Below are 22,283 nucleotides of genomic sequence, written 5' to 3' on the forward strand. Positions count from 1 at the left end.
TTATTAGCAAGGAGTTTAGCGATGAACGTGATAGAAGCTATCAAACAACGTAGAGCAACTAAACAATTCGATAGTAAATTTATATTGAGTTCAGACCAAAAAAAGCAATTAATTGAGTTAGTATTAGAAAATGCGCCCAGTGCCTTTAACTTACAACACTGGCGTCCGGTGTTAGTTGAAGACCCAGCATTAAGAGCGAAGATACGTGAAATTGCCTGGGATCAACCACAAGTGACTGATGCCTCTATGTTGATTGTATTGTGTGCTGAAGTGACTAGTTGGCAAACCAAACCACAGCGTGTCTGGGAAGGGGCAACAGAGCAAGTTAAATCATTAATGACTGCTGCAATTGATCAATATTACCGTGATCGCCCTCAAGTTCAGCGTGATGAAATTATGCGAAGTGCCGGTATTTTTGCCCAAACATTAATGCTAGCAGCGAAAGGCCAAGGGTTAGATAGCTGTCCAATGGATGGTTTTGATTTTGATGCGATGGCTAAATTAATCAAGCTACCTGAAAATCATGAAGTTTGTCTGATGATTGCTGTGGGTAAAGCCAATACTGAGCCATATCCACGAACAGGAAAATTTGATTTTTCCGATGTTGTGAAAGTCGATCATTTTTAATTATTTGATTGATTAGCTTCAACGTGGTTTAAACCAAGGAGGTACGGTGATATTTTTATCGGCCTTCTTGTTTATATACTGTTTATCTTACTGATAACTTTACATGAAAATCGCAAATTCTTACGCTTAACTGTCACTCCATTGCAGTTTTAGGTGTTAAATGAACAATAACTTAACTGTTTATTTGGAGTATAAATATGGTAAATGATTTTTGGACTAAATCTGTCTTTGGCTTACTGATAGCGATCAGCCTTGCATTTAGTACTGCGGTAGCTTCTGCTAGCAATTTATCTTCACCAGTTGTTTATCAAGTATCCCATATTGTACATTCTCAAACACCACACTCTGATGCAGATATTGAATCTATTCGTGAGAATAATGAATTTAATCGAATTTTAATTTGCGATGTTGATCTAGATAAACGTTTTTGTAGTAAACAGATAAAAATAAAGTCAAAAAGTTGAATATCACCTTAATATTTTGTAGCTAAATGATTTCTGACATGATTTTTCATTGATTGAAAGCGTATAGTTTTGGTATTAGGTAATGGCCAATGCTTTTAATGCCTGGCCTGAGGTAATATAGAATTTGAGGTAACATAATTTAAGATAGCTTTAAGGTGGTTTAAGATAGTTTTAAGGTTCGATGCGATAAAAATAGGCCCACTGAAGCTGATATATGGAAATGAGGCTTGGAATTTGGCTTAAAATATAGCATTAAAATTTAGCTTAAAAATAATGTGGTTTAAATTGTAGTGCAGGAATAGATGAAGATGAAAGATATCAACTATATAGAAAAGATGGCCTCGCTACTACAGTGGGTTCTTAATTTGGGATTGATCTGTCTTGCGACAGTGCTAGTGTTCTTTTTAGTTAAAGAAACCTATATTTTATCATCATTAATGTTTGGTGATATATTAAACGAAGTTCAGGAGACAACATCCTATCAACTGCTCGAAAGTATTGTCACATACTTTTTATATTTTGAGTTTATTGCCCTGATTATCAAGTATTTTACATCAGGTTATCATTTCCCATTACGTTATTTTATCTATATAGGAATAACTGCAATAATTCGTCTAATTATTGTTGATCATAGCGACCCAAAGACGACACTGCTTCACGCGGGTGCCATTCTAGTTTTGGTTATTGCACTTTACTTAGCCAATACGGAAAAATTAAAACGCGCCTAGTGGGTGATGTTATTCAAGTGGCTGTTAAATGGTCTATTTAGGCATGATGTAGCTAAAACAGATAAATATGATAAAAATAGCTATTCGTAAGGATAGCTATTTATATTTGGTTCAAAATAAACATTAATTTGAATATCAAATATAAATTAATTCATTTGAATGATAATTAAATAAATCAAAAGCTATAAACTTTCTAATCTATCTTTTAATGCTGTAATGAAACGCTTATTGTATGATTAAGCTTGTTTGATACTTAATTATTCAATATTTATTTCTATTTATAGTGTGTATCGCTGCTGATTAATAATGCTAGCTTAATGAATCAGTCATTTTATTAGCATGACAAATAAGATATTTGATTATCTGATGATCAGGTTCATTTTAGACTGATTATTAAAGATATAAAAAATATTAACCAAGAAGAAGGATATTCTTTGATTAATATACTCATTATTGAAGATAATAATATTATCTTACATGGATTACAGTCTATTTTCACGAAGAGCTCACGCCTCAAAGCTTTGGAAGCGGTACCTATGGTGAGCCAGGCTATCATCTGGTGCCGACATCATAATACGGATGTTATTTTAATGAATGCAAATCAGTGTCATTTTATCTCTTTGGATAAAATACAAACCTTGATGCGTTTACAACCAGATGCAGTAATTTTGTTACACTCGGCACATGATAATTATGCTTGTTTATTGAAATCATTAGAAATTGGGGTTCATGGCATACTCAGTATCGGTGCCACCGTGGACGATATTATTGATGCAGTAAAAGTGGTAAATACGCGGCAAAAATTTTTATCGCCAGATATAGCACAGAAATTAGCGTTACACCGTGCTAGTTATGCTGAGCAATGCGACTTATATGCGATACTTTCACGGCGAGAAATGGAGATTATGCACCTGATTGCAGGGGGGGCTGCGGTTGCTGTTATCGCGGAACGTTTGCAAATTAGTCCTAAAACAGTTAATTCTTATCGTTATAGAATGTTTAGTAAACTAAATATCCGTAGTGATGTAGAATTAACTCATATAGCAATAAGCTATGGATTAATAGCGATAGAGCGGGTTTATCAGAGTGGCGGATCAATTTAATTCACATGCATTTTTACAAACAGTTACTAGCCAACCAGGGGTTTATCGGATGTACGATACCTCAGGGACGGTTATTTATGTCGGAAAAGCTAAAGATCTGAAAAAAAGATTATCAAGCTATTTTCGCAGCAATGTTGCGAGTAAAAAAACTGAACAACTAGTTAAAAACATTGCACAAATTGATGTTACGGTTACCCATACTGAAACCGAAGCACTGCTACTTGAACATAACTATATTAAGCTTTATCAGCCCCGTTATAATGTATTATTGCGTGATGATAAATCCTATCCTTATATTTTTCTCAGCAGCGAACGGCATCCTCGATTATCGATGCATCGAGGAGCAAAACATAAAAAAGGTGAATATTTTGGTCCTTTCCCAAACTCATATGCGGTGAGGGAAACGTTAGCATTAATGCAAAAATTATTCCCAATTCGCCAATGTACGGATAGTGTCTACCGTAATCGTTCACGGCCTTGTCTGCAGTATCAAATTGGTCGATGTTTAGGGCCTTGTGTTTCTGAACTGATTAGTGATGAAGAATATGCACGCCAAGTAAATTACGTGCGATTATTTTTATCTGGTAAAGATAAACAAGTATTGTCCGGATTAATTACTCGTATGGAAGAAGCCAGCAAAGCTTTACGCTTTGAAGAAGCAGCCCGTTATCGTGATAAAATTCAGGCTGTTAGAGCGGTAACTGAACAACAATATGTTTCAGGCGGTGAAGATGACTTGGATGTAATTAGTGTTGCATTTGATGCTGGAATGGCTTGCGTACATGTATTGTTTATTCGCCAAGGAAAAGTATTGGGGAGTCGCAGTTATTACCCTAAAATACCTAGCGGTACATTATTAAATGAGGTTGTTCAGACATTCTTAGGACAATTCTATTTGCAAGGCAGTGAAAATAGAACATTACCGAGCGAGGTATTACTCGATTTCTCATTGCCTGATAAAGAATTACTGGCTAATTCATTATCAGATATTGCAGGTCGTAAAATTAATATCCAGACCCATCCTAGAGGTGCTCGGGCGCGCTACTTGAAATTAGCTAGAACCAATGCGACTATCGCTTTAACCACTAAATTAGCACAGCAATCAACAATTCATCAGCGCCTCAGTGCATTATCGACGGTGATTGGAATTGAACATATTCAGCGTATGGAGTGCTTTGATATTTCACATACGATGGGTGACCAGACAGTGGCTTCATGTGTGGTTTTTGATGAAAATGGTCCAGTAAAATCAGAATATAGGCGCTATAATATTACAGGGATCACTGGTGGAGATGACTATGCGGCGATGCACCAAGTACTGACGCGTCGTTATGGTAAGCATCTCGATGAAGATAAAATCCCCGATATAATTTTTATTGATGGAGGTAAAGGACAGCTTGCTCAAGCAAAAGATGTTTTTTCATCATTAGAAGTTGATTGGAATAAAAATCACCCTTTATTAATTGGTGTAGCTAAAGGTAGTGATCGTAAAGCAGGATTAGAAACATTATTTTTTAAACCTGAAGGAGAGGGGATTTCGTTACCTCCCGATTCACCGGCATTGCATGTCATTCAGCATATTCGTGATGAATCACATAATCATGCGATTACTGGACATCGCCAGCGAAGAGCAAAAGTTAAAAATACCAGTTCATTAGAATCAATTGAAGGTATTGGACCTAAAAGGCGGCAAATGCTGCTAAAATATATGGGGGGTTTGCAACCCTTACGTAATGCAAGTGTAGAGGAGATCGCAAAAGTGCCCTCGATCTCATACGCACTAGCAGAAAAGATTTATAATGCATTGAAACAGTAGGTGTCTTAAGGCACCATATTAAGAAAATTTATTCTGGCCAAAAAGTTAGCGAGCATTATGCAACTAAATATCCCAACTCTGTTAACGCTATTTCGCGTAGCCTTAATTCCATTCTTTGTTTTGGCTTTCTATCTCCCATATACATGGGCACCCTTTGCTTGTGCATTTATCTTTGTCATTGCGGCTATCACCGACTGGTTTGATGGTTTTTTGGCGAGGCTCTGGAAGCAGACGACTAAGTTTGGAGCATTCCTAGATCCGGTTGCGGATAAAGTGATGGTGGCTGTCGCATTAGTCTTGGTGACAGAACATTACAATGTTTGGTGGGTTACTTTGCCGGCGGCCACCATGATAGCGCGTGAAATCATTATCTCATCGCTAAGAGAATGGATGGCTGAGATAGGTAAACGAAGCAGCGTAGCGGTATCCTGGATAGGGAAATTTAAAACTACGGCACAAATGATGTCATTAGTCGGGTTATTATGGCGGCCAAATATGGAAGTTGAGATAGCGGCAATTGTTCTTTTATATATCGCGGCAATTTTAACTTTTTGGTCAATGTTTCAATATTTACAGGCTGCATGGTCTGATTTGAATGAAGCGTGATCGAAATGATTGAAAAATCGCCGAACGAACTGAATATTAAATAATTGTGTTGACTAGAAATGTGAAATCAGTAAAATGCAACGCATCGAACGACGCAACGGTTTATTAAAATAAATAAGTAAATCAGCGAGTTTAATAAGTTTGAAAGCGGGAATAGCTCAGTTGGTAGAGCACGACCTTGCCAAGGTCGGGGTCGCGAGTTCGAATCTCGTTTCCCGCTCCAATCTCAGATTGCTAAAGTAATGAGATTAGGTAAGGCGCGTTGGCAGAGTGGCCATGCAGCGGATTGCAAATCCGTGAACCTCGGTTCGACTCCGGGACGCGCCTCCAAGAATTTAGCCCAGGTGGTGAAATCGGTAGACACAAGGGATTTAAAATCCCTCGGCTGTAAGGCTGTGCGGGTTCAAGTCCCGCTCTGGGCACCAAAATTAGAAAATGGACCTACAATAAGGTCCATTTTTCTTTTATCACCGGATGGCTTTAACTGAATAATTAAAGTTAAACAATATAGCGGTGATAAAAAAATAAATAAATTTTCTAGTATATTTATAAAATTATCAGGATTATTTTCTCAGCGTTCGTAACATACGAAGGAAAAATTAAAACTGGTGATAATAAACATTAATTATGTTGACTAGAAGTGTAAGATGCGTAAAATACAACGCAATGATTTATAAAATAAATAAGTCAATAAAATAGTTTTAAAGCGGGAATAGCTCAGTTGGTAGAGCACGACCTTGCCAAGGTCGGGGTCGCGAGTTCGAATCTCGTTTCCCGCTCCAATCTCAACTATAACTACAGTTTGAGATTAAGGACGGCGCGTTGGCAGAGTGGCCATGCAGCGGATTGCAAATCCGTGAACCTCGGTTCGACTCCGGGACGCGCCTCCAAGAATTTAGCCCAGGTGGTGAAATCGGTAGACACAAGGGATTTAAAATCCCTCGGCTGTAAGGCTGTGCGGGTTCAAGTCCCGCTCTGGGCACCATATAAAATTTAACTGATAAATCAGTTAATTAGAAAAAGAAAAAGCGACCTTAATGGTCGCTTTTTTTATGACTAAAATTTCATTATTTAGAATAAGATACTGGTGTATATCAGTGGAATAATTCTATTTTCCTCCCGCAATGATGCGGAAGGAAAATGGAGGATAATAAAAGAGGATTATTTTAATAATCTAACTTTGACCGTTTTGCCTTTAATTTTGCCTTGTTGTAATTGTTTTAAAGCATGTTTTACCACAGATTGTTTCACCGCAACATATGCATGTACAGGGTGAATGACAATCTTACCAATATCAGCACCCTCTAAGCCCATATCACCGGTTAAGGCACCGAGAATATCGCCGGGACGAATTTTGGCTTTCTTACCACCATCGATACATAATGTGGCCATTTCAGCTTCGAGAGGAGTAATTTGTAATCCTCCCGGAACAGCTTGCCAATTGAGTTTTATTTGGAGCATTTCTTCTAATGCATTTGCACGTTGAGCTTCTTCAGGCGCACATAGGTTAATAGCCAAGCCACTTTCTCCCGCGCGAGCAGTGCGTCCTATGCGATGGACGTGAACTTCAGGATCCCAAGATAATTCATAGTTAATTACCATTTCTAATGCTTTGATATCTAATCCACGAGAAGCTACATCTGTCGCGACTAAAACCCGGCTGCTGCCGTTCGAGAAGCGCACTAAGGTTTGGTCACGATCACGCTGTTCCATATCACCATGCAGTGCAAGTACACTCTGGTTACTGTCGGATAAAGCTTCAAAGACATCTTGGCAATCTTTTTTGGTATTACAAAATACTACGCACGAAGCTGGCTGCTCACGGCTCAATAGCTTTTGTAACAAATCAATTTTACTTTTGCGAGACACTTCATAGAATTGCTGCTCGACAGCAGGGAGCTCATCAACGGAATTAATTTCAATTGTTAATGGTTGGTTTTGAATTCTCTGGCTAATAGCAGCAATAGCTTCTGGCCATGTGGCCGAAAATAGTAGGGTTTGACGTTGAGTAGGCATGCAAGTAATAACTTCGTCAATTGCATCGACAAAGCCCATATCGAGCATACGGTCGGCTTCATCTAACACTAGCGTTTGTAAAGCATCAAGATCAACAGTTTGTTTTTTAAGATGATCTAATAATCGACCTGGCGTAGCGACAATAATATGTGCGGGATGCAGTAGAGAATCACGTTGAATACTAAAAGGTGTACCACCACACAGAGTTAATACCTTGATATTCGGCAGATAGCGAGCAAGGCGACGTAACTCATTTGCTACCTGATCAGCTAGTTCACGGGTAGGGCATAGGATCAGCGATTGAGTTTTAAACTGTTTGGCATCAATACCCTGAAGTAGGCCGAGACCAAAAGCTGCTGTTTTACCGCTGCCTGTTTTGGCTTGCGCACGGACATCTTTCCCTGCGAGGATCGCCGGTAATGCCGCGGCTTGTATTGGGGTCATCGTCAAATAACCCAGCTCGTTTAAGTTGGTAAGTTGTTCCGCAGGAAGCGCGTTAAGTTCAGCAAATGAGGTCACAATGAAAATTCCGAATAAATAAAACACATAATAGCCAGCAATGATACTATCACTTCTCTGTTATGTCGTGAGGAACTTGCATCCGAGCGATAAAAGTGAGTAGTAAAATAAATAGAGAGTGATTAGTTATGCCCCTAATCAAAAACGCGTGCTATTGTTTATTAAAAGAATTGTTATTGTGATAAATAAAAAGGATTGTGGCTTATAAAATAAGCACTATTTAATATACTATTGATAGTAGGATTAGAATGAAAAAAACACTCGGAACTTTATGTTTATTGTCTCTTTCATACGGTGGGCAAGCCACGACGCTAAATATTGAAAAAAACAGCTTATCAGTAGAAACTTTCTCTTCAAAAAATGGCACTTTAGTGATTAACGGCCAAGCATTGTATGAACGTAAATTAGCGATAACGGTAGTTAATCGCGGTGAAAGTAAAGTTGAGTTGACAGGGCTTAGCGGTTGTTATAAAGCCTTTGATAAGCAAGGAAAGCGTTATGTAGCTCGAACAACTCAATTAGACTTATTAGGTTCAGTTGAAAAAAATGCAGCTAAATGGGGTGAAATATCGATTGTAGGTAAAGATGATAGCGTCTATAAGGCAATTTTTGTTGAATGGTCGAGCGATAAATCATCATGTGATCGTTAAATAAATTTAGAAATTATAGAATGATATTATTTTCTAATTTAATCATTAAAATGAAATTTTTATTATATGTTTTATATTAAAATAATTAAATTACCTAATAATCGTATCGAAGGAATATCGTTTTTTGAGATTAAAACGATATTCTAATCTCGATTTTTTTAGATATTAATGATATTTATACCATAATATAAAATGTAACAATCCCATACTACCATGACCAATGATATATATTTCAATCAAACCAGTCAGCGTTTTATGAATATTTTTGGCTTCATCAGCTAAAGGAGAATTTTGTAACCACAAGAACAGCCAAATTAATCCAGAACTAACGACCAAAAATAATGCCCCTAGTCCTAAACCTTGCACTGAAGTGGCTATGCCATTAGCTGAGCTTTCTGGTAATTTTAAATGACTAAGTAATTTAATATCTTTTTTTATTTGGGATAAGTCACCAAATAGATAAGGAAAAAAATAGTGAATTCCTTTATTTTTCATGCAGTTAATAATAAAATAGAGAACTAAAAAAAATAGGCTTATCCCAAGAATAATATGTAGCCAAGTACAATAAAATTGATAGCCTTGATCTACAATCACACCAGTTTTAGCTATTTCCATCCAGTTACTAATAACAATTTGAGTGATAACTAATAATAAAATGAGTAAATGGATAACGCGTATTTTTCGAGTCTGATAGATACCAAAAAACTTCCAGATTGAATTTAGAAGATTCAATTTGTACACCTAATAAATAAAAGGTTATTGATAGTATATGTTTATATGAGTAGAACGCATAAAGCAAGATAAATAAATATACTAATTTAGATATTCATAAAAAGAATCAAATATATAATTTTTCAGTATATCAATTATATATTTAATCTAATAGTTATTTATATTTATACTTCATTAGTATTAAGGCCAAAGTTTGCATTAAGCCAAATTGAATCAGGCTGTAATATGCAGATTTAAAGTTTCGTATTGTTTATAAAATAGATTATAAAATAATTTTTTTATAAAAAAAAGACCAGCTCAAATATCGGCTGGTCTAAATAATAAATTGGAAGCAATGTGAGTAATGTCGCTATGAATACTTGACTTAAATGGTCAGGTATCCATGGCTAGAAGAATACTCGTTGTTATTTGGGATATCAACCTTTAGTTTCTTAAGGTTAGCTAGGGAATATTATAATATTTTCATTTAATTCAATGGATTAAATAAATTTTTATAAAATTGATTTATTTACCAGATGATTTTCAGCCTTTTTTCATGTTGTTGTCTTACTTTGTAAAAGAGAGGGCATCAAGGCGAAAAACCACTAAAATCATTTTGATTTTTGAAAAAGATTACTTTGAGTAAATTTGACATCATTTTAAATGTCTTTTGTTGTTGCGTTTGTTAACGATTGGTAATAACTTATCACTAATTGTTTATAAAAGATTAAAACTAGTGGCGTTAGCTTATTGTTTTATCAATACAAGTATAATGGCTGGATAAATACCAAGGATACAACAGAAGGAGTAATTTTATCTGTCGCCGTTAATTGCATAACACAGACTAATAAAAGTAGGTTTAACATGATGAAAAATATTATTTTTTGTTGTTTATCTATAGGGATCAGTTGTAGTGCTTTATCTGCTGAAGATACTACTGATGTTAGTTTTGATCATTTATCATTAAAAGCAGTGATTGCAATTGCGCATGATGACTGTAAAACAGAACAAGTTTCCTGTACTAAAAAATTAAAACAAGCTATTGATTTATCAAGAATGATTTCCTCCTCTACTATTAATAATGTTTGTCTCTCGAGTGATTACGGATCTGTTGAATTACAAGAACTCTGCGATGATTCAGGCGTCAAATTAAATGTGGCTCATCGGCAGATGCTGGATATTCACGATATGCTAGAATAGCGGGCATATTGCATCAATAAATTTTTATCCTCTATCTTTAAGGGGGTTATTGGTTTTTTGAAGGGTTACACGCGAATGAAGATAATAGGTAAATCTAAGTAAATCAGATGGTTCTGTGATAGTAAAATGAAGATTCTATGGCAAATTATATTTTTTAGTCATGGAATTTAGTTATTATGAAAACAGAAGTTATTGTTATTCGGTTAACCAAACAAGAACGAGCAGCATTAGAGGCCAAGAAAACAACTCCATTGTTAGCTGATTGGATTAAAACATTAGCTTTTGACGCGCCAGATAGAGAACAAGAAGAATCTGATTAATTGATATCTAATACCCCTACAGCCAATTAGTGATGGATAGTAAGAGTACCTTTTGAGTATTTTGATGATTATTCATGCTTGCATATTGGTTATCATGATAGATAAAAAAAGCGCCTAAAAATACAGGCGCTAAAGAAGGGATTTTTCTGTGAGCTATCAATATAGTTGATCAAAACTATATCAAGACTAAACAGCTATATATGTCATGCTTTATGCATAGATATTTATTTTTATTACATATAATAAAATTAATAGGTGATATTTATATATTTTATTATTATAACATAAAAAAGCCCTCCAATTAGGAAGGGCTTTGAGAAACATAACATTAAAACAGTATTCACCTGTTTGTAAACCATACCAGAAAATTTTATTTATTTAATGATACATATCAATTCATTTATTAATGAAGTTAATAAATGAATTGTTTTTCATGCTACGAGATGTTGGGATCACAGGTTGATCATCATGATGCGATTAGTTGGTTGATTTGTTGAAATATTTTGATTTTTCAAGTGTAAAAATAATCGATTCATTGGTATTATCCATATTAGATTTTGGTTATATTTTAGCTTTAATTGGATGATGGTTTTTTTATGAGAAATATTTTATCTAAATAAATAATTTTATTTTAATAATTATATTGCTTAGAGTAAATTAATATTTATTGTGAGGTTTTAAAAGGTGGATTTAATTTTTTCGTCTTATTCTGTTGAGGGTAAATAATAAAATTAATAATTTTATTCCATGAGGTGATTATATTTTTTTAATTTAATAATAGTGATTATTTATATTATTTAACCAACCAAGTTACTAGAAAGGTAGTTACCAGTAACTTGGAATAGGGGATAAATTTTAAGAGTTAATGGCTTTCATAACGGATGGAGAAAATACGAATTAAATCCTCTACACTGAGTTTTTCTGCCATATGACGAGTATTAAATAAAGGAATATAGACAGTTAACATCTTTTGGTAAGTAGGTAACATTAAAGCATGTGAATCGCTATCTAACCCAGTTATTTCGATGAATCGTTTGCTTTTTTTGAGCATGTTCGCAATGCTAAAATAATCAGCTTCTAAGTTAGCGTCAAAACCACAAAATTGCAGATCCTTTTCTCGACCAAAAGGTTGTAACTTTTCACTTAATCGTTGTTTATCTGCGGCTGACAGTTTGTCATAGCTAGATTTTATGGTTCGATACATGGCTAATATTTGAAAGACTAAGGCAACTTTATTGTCATCAATATCAGGTTGGTTGATTAATGAGGCATAGTTTTCTTCAATCACCCAACTATTACCTGAACGAATGGCATCTTCAATAAGTTGCGGATTAAAGCTGCCTTGGATATTTGACTGCTTATAGATGTCACATAGCATGAGTATTTGTAGTTTTTCTATCGGCGTTAGCTTCATTTTTACCTCACTTTTTAACTTGATTACATCTAATAGCTAATTACCGTTCAATTGCTATTATTACGCTGTATTTCCTAGTGTACTCTCTTTCTGCGCTAGTCAAAAATTAGCGTTATTAGGCCAGTTCTCCGTAGAGTTTTAGCAATTGATTAACCTAATAACACTATTTTTCAAAGTCGTTATTTTATAGGTGAACTCTCGTGTTTTATCTTGGTAAAATTTTCATAGAGAATTAATATCTATAATCCGTGAAAATTAATCAATAACTTGAATTTGGCTGACTAGCCAGTAAATATTATCCATCCCGCGGCCATTGCCATACAGATAGCGGCGACAATTCCACCGGATTTAGCAAATTCCATAAAGGAAATTTTAACCCCATAAACAGCAGCTTGTTCAACCACTATAATTCCCGCTAAACTGCCAAAGACAAATAAATTACTTGAAAACCCGGAGCCAAGCACCAGTGCTGCCCCGAGCGCTTCGGCATTCCCATCTGGCGCTAAAAAGGGCACCAATAACATAACTGCCGGATTATTTCCCACGATGCTACTGAGTACGCCAGTAGTAAAGAATAATATTAAAGGATTATTAAGATCTACCCCAGCATGGTGTAGGTCATTTAACAGGGATTGGGGAAGGCCAGTTGCAGAGAATGCAGCATTAACAACAAATAATCCCATGATAAGTAATAATAAATTACCATCAACTAATTTTAACATATCACTAGAGGCAATTGAGCGATTAAGCAATAAAAATCCAGCGGCAGTAAGTGCAATTAATTCGCGGGGAATATCACTGACCACGAATGCGACAATGACAATAGCGGTTATGATACCTGCTTTACTCGTTTCCCAGAGATTTAACGGTGTTTTTTCTTGATTATTGAGGCTTGGCAATGCGCTGTCGGCTGAAGATAAATACCAGCGTTTACGATAAATAATACTTAATACAGCCCAAATAATCGGTAATGAGACTAATGCAGGAAGGGCTGAAACTTGTAATAGCCCGACAAATGATAAATCTAATCCCTGCGCTGCAATCATATTTTGCGGACTACCAATGAGCGAACCGGCTGCACCATTATTTGCAGCAAAGCAAAAGCCGAGTAAAAAAGGAATAGGATTTAGCCCGCGTGACAAAGTGATAGAGACCAACAGCGGTGTCATTGCAACTACCACCACATCGTTTGTCAAGAGTGCAGATAATAGGCCACCAACAGCAATCAATACTGCCAGTAGTATCGGTGCACTGACTTTAAGGTTCGCTACTCGGTGAGCTGTCCAATCGTAAAAACCAGAAACCACAAAAGAGGCGGAAACTACCATTAAGCCAAATAACATACCAATAGTGCGATAGTCGATAGCTGCCCAAGATTGTTGTGCGGTTATACTGCCTGCGGCCATCATGGCTAATGCACCAATGACAGCTGCGCCCGTACGATCGACTTTAAAGCCGGGGAGTTTGCCAAATCCCATCGCGATATAGACGACTAAAAAAACAAGTATAGTAAGTTCCATAAAATGATTATCTAAAGTGGTTAGTTAGTAAGAATAAAGTTCAGCTCATAAATAGATGAATCACATGAGCCGTAAATAAATAATAAAGTGAAATATAGTGGGTTAATAAATGAAATTGTTAACTCTAGGCTAACAGTCCCCTATTAATAGATGGTTCTATCTTAATAAATAATTGGGATATATCGATTAATCCAACGTTACTGTAACGTTGAGTCATGGATGAATCAAGTTAATGTTAGACAAGCATATTAAGTTTAAATGATTACCAATTTTAGTCGTCATGACAGGATTGAATATTATCCCAATTAATTCTTATCATGAGCTAATTGGGATCTAGAAAATAGTGACACTAATACAGAATCTACCAATAATAATTAGTTTTTATCTGCTAATAATTTTCTTACGGTATGTTCATCAGTCACTAAACCTGTTATCCATCGTCCAGTTAATGCGGCTTTGATGGCTAAGTATTTATTATCACCACCAGCAAATGCAATAATAGAGCGAGAGGTATTTTCTATTAATGGAATGCTGGTTAATGTTTCATCTAATTCGGTTTGACATCGTGTACCGTCGGCACAAATAAAGTGCCCGAGTAATTCGGCGACTGCGCCTTGTTTTTTTATTTTTTCGACTTGTTCATCGGTAATAAATCCTTCTGAGTTTAAAGGACAACCTAAATTAACTTCACCAATCCCAATAAATGTCACATCCGCATGTAATGCTTTGGTGGTTACATCTTGGTAAACGCGATGTTGGCACCACATTTGTTTATCGATCAAGCTATCGGCATATAATGGAGCAGGCAAAATAAAGTGTTTACATTGTAACTTTTCAGCTAACCATAAAGGGACATCATAGCGTGTTGCTGAGCTGTCTCTGGCAATGGCTCCTATTAACGAAACACATTGATGTGCCGGATGATTTAAACGGGGCAGAGCATCAATTACTGAGCGTAAAGTTTTACCCGATCCTACGCCGATGATGGTGGATTCTGCGTTAGCAACACACTGAGCCATGACTTCAGCACCAGCGACAGCAATCATGTTATTTACTGCATGGCTATCTAATTGTCCTGAAGGAACGATTTGACACAGTTGTAATTGATATTTTTGTTGTAATTGCTGAGCTAATTGTAAACATTCACTAATAGGATGGGTTATTTTGACATTGACCATTCCTTGTTCATTTGCCATAGAAATCAGTCTTTGCGCTACTTGACGAGATAATCCGAGCTCATGGGCTATCTCTTGCTGTGTTTTTCCAGCCACATAGTACATCCAAGCTGCCCGCGCCGCCTGTTCCTGTTTTTTTTCTTCTTTTTGCATTAGCCATTCCCCAATTATTTGAGCTTATTGTATTTGTGAGCAGATGCTATTTGAAAGGGCAAATGTTTATTTTGTGAGAAGCTTCGCAGTATTTATAGCATAAACCTAACTAAACTATAACAAACGGGCAGATGCCCCTTTAAAGGTCAAATGTTTAATTGGTTCTTAGGAGGCATTATGCCGCAGCAACATTCTGTTTGGATGCACATTGGTGCAGGTTCTTTTCATCGCGCTCATCAAGCTTGGTATTTGCATCGATTAATCGCTCAAGGTGATGATAGTTGGTCGATCGCGCTGGGAAATATTCGTAATGATGCCAATGAGTTATTAGAAAAATTAGCTGCTCAGCACGGTGAATATACGCTAGAAACCGTGTCACCTGAAGGCGAACGTCATTATGAAAAAATTACTTCAATCAAGAAAATCCTTCCGTGGGATGAAAATCTTAGTGCATTAATTGTGCAGGGTTGTCAGCCACAAACTCGGGTTCTATCGTTTACTGTTACCGAGGGGGGGTACTATTTGACGCCACAGCATGAATTGGATCTTCAACAGGCCGATATTCAAGCAGATTTAGCGGGCGCCAGCCGTACAATTTATGGTGCTCTGAGCCTCATTTTACGAGCGCGTTCACAGAATGAGGGTGAGCCTATTACATTATTGAATTGTGATAATTTGCGGCACAATGGTGAACGTTTTCGCCATGGGTTTCTCTCTTTCTTACAGGCCAAAGGGGATAATGCCCTGTATGAGTGGGTAAAAACACAAACTGTGTCACCGAATACGATGGTTGATCGGATTACTCCTCGTCCAACCGCTGATATTGCTGAACGTGTCAAACAGCACACCGGCTGGGATGATCAAGTACCAGTGATGGGAGAATCGTTTATTCAATGGGTTATTGAAGATGATTTCATTAATGGACGACCTAAACTAGAGCAGGTTGGAGTCGAAATGGTCAGTTCGGTATTGCCGTGGGAAGAGGCGAAAATCCGTATTTTAAATGCCAGCCATAGCTGTATTGCTTGGGCGGGAACATTAACCGGACTGAACTATATTGATGAAAGTACACATAAAGAGCCTATTCGTCAGATGGCTTGGAATTATGTTACTCAAGATGTTATCCCGGCGCTATCGCCAAGCCCATTAGATTTAGCGGCTTACCGTGATGTAGTATTAGAACGGTTTGGTAATCCGTATATTAAAGATACTAATCAACGTGTTGCTGCGGATGGCTTATCAAAAATTCCTGGATTTATTACTCCGACACTTATTGAGCGTTACGCGCAGGGTGATATTCCCGTAGCAACGGCTGTCTTACCCGCATTATTCTTTGTTTTCTTACGCTATTGGGCGGAGAAAAAGATCCCTTATGAGTATCAGGATGGGGTAATGGATCAGTCACATTATCAGTCATTTTTGAATCATGAAGGCGATTTAGCTACTTTCGTTGCAGATAAAACGTTATTTGGTGAATTAGCTCTATCAACGGATTTTTATCAATTGATGCAACAAACCGTGGCTAATATTGAGGCTTGGATAACGACACCAGACAGTAATTTACGCCAAAATAATTTGCCAAAAAACTGTTTATAGAGAGGCAAACATGTATCTCGGAATTGATATTGGAACCTCGGAGCTAAAAGCGCTAATTATTGATAATCAAGGTGAAATAGTAGCATCTAGCCATGTCACCTTGACGGTTCAGCGTCCTAAACCGCAATGGGCAGAACAAGCGCCTAATGCATGGTGGGATGCTACACATTCGGTGGTTGCAGCATTAAGGCAAAGTGCGCCAGAGGCATGGGCTGGGATTAAATCGATTGGCTTATCGGGGCAAATGCACGGTGCAGTATTATTAGATAGTCAAGGGAAGGTTCTCAGAAATTGTATTTTATGGAATGACACACGCAGTGCTGCAGAATGTGAATGGTTGCTAGCTCATCATCCGGAGTTTTTAACGATTAGCGGCAATCTTATTATGCCAGGGTTTACAGCGCCTAAATTACGCTGGGTGGCACAGCATGAGCCGGAAATATTCAATCAAATAGCCAAAGTATTATTACCTAAAGATTATCTGCGCTGGAAAATGAGCGGGGAATATATTAGCGATATGTCTGATTCATCCGGCACTTTATGGTTGGATGTGGCTAAGCGTGATTGGTCTGATGAGTTATTAGCAGCGACACAATTAACTCGCGAACAGATGCCTCGATTAGTCGAAGGCAGTGAAAAAAGTACCTGCTTAAATGCAGAGTTAGCGTCTCAATGGGGATTAAGTGCCGAGGTAATTATCGCTGGAGGTGGGGGGGATAATGCTGCGTCTGCCGTCGGTGTAGGGGCGATAAATCAAGATGATGCTTTTATTTCGCTCGGTACTTCTGGCGTTATTTTTGTGGTTAATAATCGCTTACAGACAGCGCCTGAACGTGGAGTGCATGCCTTTGCTCATGCTCTACCGCATCGTTGGCATCAAATGAGCGTAATGTTAAGCGCTGCTAGTTGTTTGCGTTGGCTGTGCAATTTATTGTCGATCACAGAAAATCAGTTAATGGAAGAAATTGCCGAATTATCGCAGCAAGATAAACAGCGAGCACCGGTTTTCTTGCCGTATTTATCTGGGGAAAGAACTCCACACAATGATGCTTATGCGATGGGATCATTTTTTGCTTTAAGACATGAAACGAACCGTGCATTGATGGGATATTCGGTAATTGAAGGTGTTGCGTTTGCGTTGGCGGATGGAATGGCTGTCTTATCCAACAGTGAAACGAATATTAAGCAGTGTAGTTTAACCGGTGGCGGTGCGCGTAGCCCGATCTGGGCCCAATTAATTGCAGATATTGTTAATATTCCTATTGTTACGCATCCAGCCAGTTCTTCTGGGGCATTAGGTGCGGCCAGGCTCGCATGGCTAGCGGTCGGCGGTGATGAACAACAAGTTTGTAAAAAACCGCCCATCAGTAATTCATATCAGCCACAAACTGCGAATCAAGCTTATTTACAGCAACGTTTAGCATTGTTTCGCTTGCTATATAAGCAACAGCTTGAGGCTCGGAAATTGTTGCCAGAATAATAACGAGGGCGATATCGATGAATAAAAGTGTAGCCTATTCACTATATCGCTCATATTGATATTTTTCATCGGTATTTTTTTTATTAAATATACAAATTCCTCGTATTTATTAAGGTTAATTATTTGTGATGAGCATGAGGTTTTTTGTTGCATTCTCAGACCTCGGTCACAAATATTTTAACGCTAATTGACACTAAATAATGAATTTGCACATACTGCTACATCGGTTGAGCAAAATAAGGTGCCGCATAGTTTATCAACAATACCAGTTAAAAATAAAAAATTGGGGCAGTTATTTAACCTTAACCTACCCCTAGTTAATTTAGAGTATTAAAAATTACCGATTACAAAACAAATAATTATTCAATCTTACCTTGTACTTTTACTACAAATAATGAGGAACGCTGCTATGACAGAAAAGCAGTATTGGTTAGGTTTACCTAAAAACTTATTTTGGGGATTCATCGCAATAGCTATTTTTATGAGTGGCGATGGATTTGAAATGGCTTTTTTATCTAAACATATTACGGATATTGGTTTTACACCAACCCAATCAGCGATGGTATTTACTGTATATGGCCTCGCAGCAGCAATAGCAGCATGGGCATCAGGTGTTGTTGCTGAGATTATTACACCGCAAAAAGCAATGTTAATTGGTTTTTTATTATGGATAGTCATGCATACTTTATTTATGGCTTTTGGCCTAGGCATGCATAATTATACTTTAATGTTATTATTCTATGGTATTCGTGGACTGGCTTACCCATTATTTATTTATTCATTTATGATGATGCTGGTACAAGTTATTCCACGAAGTCATTTAGCTGCTGCAACAGGATGGTTCTGGGCCATGTATTCTGTCGGTATAGGTGTTATCGGCAGTTATTTACCGAGTTTAACTATTCCTGCATTAGGTGAAATAGGAACGCTATGGATGGCAATTGGCTGGGTAGCTGTTGGCGGAATGATTGCTTATTTTAGTCTGCGAAATGTACCCGTTGATCGCTCAAAAGTTAATTTACCGCTAGAAGAAAAATTAACCGAACTTTCACGAGCGATCACGATTTTATTTACCAATCGCAATATTTTCATGGCTTCGATAATACGAATAATTAATACCATTTCTTTATTCGGGTTTGCAATTATTATGCCATTGTTATTTGTTGATCGTTTAGGATTTACAATTTCTGAGTGGCTGCAAATTTGGGCAGCATTCTTTTTTACTACTATTTTTACTAATATATTCTGGGGAATTGTAGGCGAACATATTGGTTGGATCCGTCAGGTAAGATGGTTTGGTTGTTTAGGTATGGCCGTTTCTAGTTTATTATTTTATTACTTACCACTGCATTATGGTCATAATTTTGCTATCGCATTGATTCCGGCAATTTTATTAGGTATTTTTGTCGCAGCTTTTGTGCCAATGACCGCAGTTTTCCCATCGATTGAACCTCATCACAAAGGTGCAGCTGTTTCGATTTATAATTTATCGGCTGGATTGAGTAACTTTGCTGCGCCTGCGATTGCCAGTTTAGTTTTGCCGTTCTTTGATATTGAAGGGGTAGTATGGGCATATACTTTACTGTATATCTTTGCCGGTATATTAACCTTCTTTATTCGAGTACCTCAACCTGGATTTGTGAATAATAAACGGGTTAAAACAGTAGCTCCTATATTGGCAGATAATTAGATTGGTAGCTTAAAAACTATTTTCCTTACAATTGTCATCCCCATTTCATTAAATTGAGCTGGGGATGATTAATTATTAAAACAGTATTATATTTAGATAATAATTGCTTATTTATAGTGCCATTCTATATTCAATTACACCGGGTTTTTCTGCGACCCAATCATAAAGTTTTTGTGCGGTACTATTAGTTTCTTGGGTATGCCAATATAACCGTGCACATTGTTGATCTAATGCTTGGCGTTTTACATAATCAATTAATTGTTTACCGACTTGTCTTCCTCGAATATTGGGCGCAACAAATAAATCTTCTAAATAACAAAAGTTTTTCTCTGCCCAAGTTGAGCGATGAAAAACAAAGTGTGTAAAGCCAATTAATTCATTTCCCATTTTAGCTACTGCACAATATAGCGGCTCATTAGTATCAAAAAAACGTTGCCAAGTTATTTTAGTGGTTAATTCAGAGAGTGTAACTTGATAGAAATGTTGATAGCTCTGCCAAAGAGGTAACCATTGTTGATATTCATCATGTTGAATTAATTCGATAGTAATAGTTTTTTTATCAATCGGCATAGGTTGATTTTCCAATAAAATAGTAATTTATCATTCAATAGAGGAGATGTTACGCCGTATTGTGGTACTAAATAAGGGACACTTTTTATTTTTTTATAGGATCCACTGACTGAAGTCTAATAATTTATAGATATTATTTAAGTTATGCTAGTGATGCTTTGCAGGTATAGCTATGTAATTAAGACCTTAAAAGTAACCTGTAGAGTAAGTTGCTTTCAATGTATTAAAATCAACTAAAGCTAAATTTCATGCCATTGTTTCTGGTTATATTCTAGTAATATCAAAAATATGAGAAAGATTATGGATTAATTTAATTCTAATTTATTCGATTTATTGTGTGATTTTATTATTTTTGGTTTATTTGTTTGATTATGTAATGTTCTGTAATAAATGGCTGTTACTATTGAGTCTGAAGGTAACTCTATAGTTTACTGTTATTCGAATTCAGGCAGCTAGTGGGGTTATTATTATGGGGTTTTTAAGCATGATGTTTGGGCGTAAAGCAGATAAATATCAGCAATTAAGTGATCCTCAACAGCATGGAAAAATGGCTAGTCGCTATGGTTATACGACGAATACATTCGAGCGTGATAGTGCTAAATGTTGCCATTGCAATTCACGATTAATGAAGAAATTGAGCTATTGTAATCAATGCGGTATCTGTGTTTAGTGGCTTGGATTTTTATCTGAATTTAATCCCGTATCTGGGATGCGAAATGTATCGTAATGGAAGCGAAATTATAAACATAATAATAAGGAGATAAGTATGGATTTACTGTCGTATTCTCCATTTAGTAGTTATTTTTTATATATGAAAAAGTTTATTACACAGCCAAAAAGTATGGGAACAATTATGCCTTCTTCCCGTTGGTTATGTGATGCGATGTTAAAACCAATTAATTGGCAGCAAGATTTAAATATTGCTGAAATAGGTGCGGGAGATGGTGTTTTAACCAAACAAATATTGGAATGTATGGGAGAACATTCTTTATTAGATGCCTATGAAATCGATGAAAATTTTGTTTCTATTTTAAATAAAGTTAATGATTCAAGAATGAGTGTCAAACATACTTCAGCAGAGTATTTGGTCAATAATTACGATATTATTTTATCAGGGATCCCGTTTCGTTCACTGAGTAAACGTTGCGGATTGAAAATATTGAAACAGGCGAATCACAGGCTGGCGAGTGAGTCAGGGCGGTTTATTTTATTTCAATATACTAGAGGCTGTGAAAGCATGCTAAGCCGTTACTTCACGTTTAAAAAAGTGAGAGTATACCGCAATGTTCCTCCCGCATGGGTGTATATCTGCCAGCCAAAAGATAAAATCTAGTACGCGAATAGTACATGCTAGCGGAATGTTGTGATCCACAGGGCATACCCTCTTGCTATTGGTCTGGCTTTTTATTTATTGCTATCAAAAGGTTTAATTAGCCGTTATTTGATACAGCGAGATACGATACAGGATAAAAAAATAGTGTTATGCTATTTACACTTACTGATGATAGCGCTATGATCAACACCAATGACGCGGCCATCGTATAATGGCTATTACCTCAGCCTTCCAAGCTGATGATGTGGGTTCGATTCCCACTGGCCGCTCCAATTATTTTATGTGATCCCTCGTTTTATTGATTATCCCATTAGTATTAATTCTTTTTCTTATTCAATTGTTGTATGAAATTGATTGTAGACAACATAATATTTTGATTTACCTACTTTTTTATCCACATCATAAAGCACAGCTATGAGGTTGTTATATCGCTGCGAATGTATAGGTGCGAATGTATAGGCTCGAATATAGTGTATAGAAGTTTAAACGTGGAAAATGGTCAGTTCAGTCGTTCAGTAATTAATTAATTAACCAAGTATTTAATCTAGTGTTAACAGCATTCTGACAGGTTGCTTGACCAAGCTGAATAGTG

General features: G+C 36.7%; 20 protein-coding genes and 7 tRNA genes. 21 read left to right on the forward strand and 6 right to left on the reverse strand.

Going from position 1 to position 22,283, the window contains the following annotated elements:
* The first annotated feature begins 21 nt into the window (after nt 1-21).
* From MNY66_RS06595 to MNY66_RS06650, 12 genes are all read left to right on the forward strand, one after another.
* Nucleotides 22-627: a nitroreductase family protein gene (locus tag MNY66_RS06595; RefSeq protein ID WP_241501746.1), complete on the forward strand. Its 606-nt coding sequence runs from the start codon at nt 22-24 to the stop codon at nt 625-627.
* Nucleotides 628-824: 197 nt separating this feature from the next.
* Nucleotides 825-1,091 carry a hypothetical protein gene (locus MNY66_RS06600; RefSeq protein WP_047257150.1) on the forward strand — a complete coding sequence of 89 codons (267 nt, stop codon included), beginning with the start codon at nt 825-827 and terminating at the stop codon, nt 1,089-1,091.
* Nucleotides 1,092-1,393: 302 nt separating this feature from the next.
* Nucleotides 1,394-1,819 carry a phosphate-starvation-inducible protein PsiE gene (gene psiE, locus MNY66_RS06605; protein ID WP_047257149.1) on the forward strand — a complete coding sequence of 142 codons (426 nt, stop codon included), beginning with the start codon at nt 1,394-1,396 and terminating at the stop codon, nt 1,817-1,819.
* Between the two features lie 434 nt (nt 1,820-2,253).
* Nucleotides 2,254-2,922: a LuxR C-terminal-related transcriptional regulator gene (locus tag MNY66_RS06610; protein WP_047257148.1), complete on the forward strand. Its 669-nt coding sequence runs from the start codon at nt 2,254-2,256 to the stop codon at nt 2,920-2,922.
* Nucleotides 2,906-4,738: an excinuclease ABC subunit UvrC gene (gene uvrC / locus MNY66_RS06615; RefSeq protein ID WP_241501747.1), complete on the forward strand. Its 1,833-nt coding sequence runs from the start codon at nt 2,906-2,908 to the stop codon at nt 4,736-4,738. Before MNY66_RS06610 ends, uvrC begins: the two co-directional genes overlap by 17 nt.
* A 57-nt stretch (nt 4,739-4,795) precedes the next feature.
* Nucleotides 4,796-5,344: a CDP-diacylglycerol--glycerol-3-phosphate 3-phosphatidyltransferase gene (gene pgsA / locus MNY66_RS06620; RefSeq protein ID WP_047257146.1), complete on the forward strand. Its 549-nt coding sequence runs from the start codon at nt 4,796-4,798 to the stop codon at nt 5,342-5,344.
* Between the two features lie 147 nt (nt 5,345-5,491).
* A tRNA-Gly gene (locus MNY66_RS06625) sits at nt 5,492-5,567 on the forward strand.
* Between the two features lie 33 nt (nt 5,568-5,600).
* Nucleotides 5,601-5,674, forward strand: a tRNA-Cys gene (locus MNY66_RS06630).
* Between the two features lie 8 nt (nt 5,675-5,682).
* Nucleotides 5,683-5,769: transfer RNA gene (locus tag MNY66_RS06635), tRNA-Leu, on the forward strand.
* 281 nt (nt 5,770-6,050) lie between these two features.
* Nucleotides 6,051-6,126, forward strand: a tRNA-Gly gene (locus MNY66_RS06640).
* 34 nt (nt 6,127-6,160) lie between these two features.
* Nucleotides 6,161-6,234, forward strand: a tRNA-Cys gene (locus tag MNY66_RS06645).
* A gap of 8 nt (nt 6,235-6,242) precedes the next feature.
* Nucleotides 6,243-6,329, forward strand: a tRNA-Leu gene (locus tag MNY66_RS06650).
* A gap of 176 nt (nt 6,330-6,505) precedes the next feature.
* On the opposite strand, the gene dbpA is transcribed toward MNY66_RS06650, so the two are convergent.
* On the reverse strand, nt 6,506-7,879 hold the full coding sequence (gene dbpA, locus MNY66_RS06655; RefSeq protein ID WP_047257157.1) for an ATP-dependent RNA helicase DbpA: 1,374 nt from the start codon (nt 7,877-7,879) through the stop codon (nt 6,506-6,508).
* 248 nt (nt 7,880-8,127) lie between these two features.
* On the opposite strand from dbpA, the gene MNY66_RS06660 reads away from it, so the two are divergent.
* Nucleotides 8,128-8,529 carry a DUF4354 family protein gene (locus MNY66_RS06660; protein ID WP_047257145.1) on the forward strand — a complete coding sequence of 134 codons (402 nt, stop codon included), beginning with the start codon at nt 8,128-8,130 and terminating at the stop codon, nt 8,527-8,529.
* 165 nt (nt 8,530-8,694) lie between these two features.
* On the opposite strand, the gene MNY66_RS06665 is transcribed toward MNY66_RS06660, so the two are convergent.
* Nucleotides 8,695-9,261 carry a cytochrome b/b6 domain-containing protein gene (locus tag MNY66_RS06665; RefSeq protein ID WP_241501748.1) on the reverse strand — a complete coding sequence of 189 codons (567 nt, stop codon included), beginning with the start codon at nt 9,259-9,261 and terminating at the stop codon, nt 8,695-8,697.
* 846 nt (nt 9,262-10,107) lie between these two features.
* Here MNY66_RS06665 and MNY66_RS06670 point away from each other — a divergent pair.
* Entirely contained in the window at nt 10,108-10,440 is a 333-nt protein-coding gene (locus MNY66_RS06670; protein ID WP_047257376.1) for a hypothetical protein, read from the forward strand.
* A gap of 176 nt (nt 10,441-10,616) precedes the next feature.
* The gene (locus MNY66_RS06675; RefSeq protein ID WP_047257377.1) at nt 10,617-10,760 is read left to right on the forward strand and encodes a hypothetical protein; all 144 of its coding nucleotides are present in this window, start codon (nt 10,617-10,619) and stop codon (nt 10,758-10,760) included.
* A gap of 862 nt (nt 10,761-11,622) precedes the next feature.
* Here MNY66_RS06675 and MNY66_RS06680 read toward each other — a convergent pair.
* The 3 genes from MNY66_RS06680 to MNY66_RS06690 all read right to left on the reverse strand — a co-directional run bounded on the left by MNY66_RS06680 (nt 11,623) and on the right by MNY66_RS06690 (nt 15,022).
* Nucleotides 11,623-12,174, reverse strand: a complete 552-nt coding sequence (locus MNY66_RS06680) for a YfbU family protein (protein WP_047254728.1) — start codon at nt 12,172-12,174, stop codon at nt 11,623-11,625.
* 281 nt (nt 12,175-12,455) lie between these two features.
* Nucleotides 12,456-13,694 carry an ArsB/NhaD family transporter gene (locus MNY66_RS06685; RefSeq protein WP_241501749.1) on the reverse strand — a complete coding sequence of 413 codons (1,239 nt, stop codon included), beginning with the start codon at nt 13,692-13,694 and terminating at the stop codon, nt 12,456-12,458.
* Between the two features lie 374 nt (nt 13,695-14,068).
* Complete coding sequence (locus MNY66_RS06690) at nt 14,069-15,022, reverse strand: sugar-binding transcriptional regulator (protein WP_241501750.1); 954 nt, start codon at nt 15,020-15,022, stop codon at nt 14,069-14,071.
* Nucleotides 15,023-15,199: 177 nt separating this feature from the next.
* Between MNY66_RS06690 and dalD the strand changes: the two genes are divergently transcribed.
* From dalD to MNY66_RS06705, 3 genes are all read left to right on the forward strand, one after another.
* Nucleotides 15,200-16,618: a D-arabinitol 4-dehydrogenase gene (gene dalD / locus MNY66_RS06695; RefSeq protein ID WP_241501751.1), complete on the forward strand. Its 1,419-nt coding sequence runs from the start codon at nt 15,200-15,202 to the stop codon at nt 16,616-16,618.
* A gap of 10 nt (nt 16,619-16,628) precedes the next feature.
* The gene (gene xylB, locus MNY66_RS06700; protein WP_047254724.1) at nt 16,629-18,098 is read left to right on the forward strand and encodes a xylulokinase; all 1,470 of its coding nucleotides are present in this window, start codon (nt 16,629-16,631) and stop codon (nt 18,096-18,098) included.
* Between the two features lie 409 nt (nt 18,099-18,507).
* Nucleotides 18,508-19,788 (forward strand): MFS transporter, encoded by a 1,281-nt coding sequence (locus MNY66_RS06705; RefSeq protein WP_241501752.1) that lies wholly within the window; start codon nt 18,508-18,510, stop codon nt 19,786-19,788.
* Between the two features lie 111 nt (nt 19,789-19,899).
* Here the strand turns inward: MNY66_RS06705 and MNY66_RS06710 are convergent, their stop codons facing one another.
* Entirely contained in the window at nt 19,900-20,358 is a 459-nt protein-coding gene (locus MNY66_RS06710; RefSeq protein ID WP_047254722.1) for a GNAT family N-acetyltransferase, read from the reverse strand.
* A gap of 469 nt (nt 20,359-20,827) precedes the next feature.
* On the opposite strand from MNY66_RS06710, the gene MNY66_RS06715 reads away from it, so the two are divergent.
* The 3 genes from MNY66_RS06715 to MNY66_RS06725 all read left to right on the forward strand — a co-directional run bounded on the left by MNY66_RS06715 (nt 20,828) and on the right by MNY66_RS06725 (nt 21,963).
* The gene (locus MNY66_RS06715) at nt 20,828-21,028 is read left to right on the forward strand and encodes a hypothetical protein (RefSeq protein WP_047254721.1); all 201 of its coding nucleotides are present in this window, start codon (nt 20,828-20,830) and stop codon (nt 21,026-21,028) included.
* 96 nt (nt 21,029-21,124) lie between these two features.
* Nucleotides 21,125-21,691 carry a class I SAM-dependent methyltransferase gene (locus MNY66_RS06720; RefSeq protein ID WP_241501753.1) on the forward strand — a complete coding sequence of 189 codons (567 nt, stop codon included), beginning with the start codon at nt 21,125-21,127 and terminating at the stop codon, nt 21,689-21,691.
* A 197-nt stretch (nt 21,692-21,888) separates the two neighbouring features.
* Nucleotides 21,889-21,963 (forward strand) — tRNA-Gly (locus MNY66_RS06725).
* Nucleotides 21,964-22,283 lie beyond the last annotated feature (320 nt).

Origin of the sequence: Moellerella wisconsensis (assembly GCF_022592395.1) — a bacterium.
Classification (GTDB): domain Bacteria; phylum Pseudomonadota; class Gammaproteobacteria; order Enterobacterales; family Enterobacteriaceae; genus Moellerella; species Moellerella wisconsensis.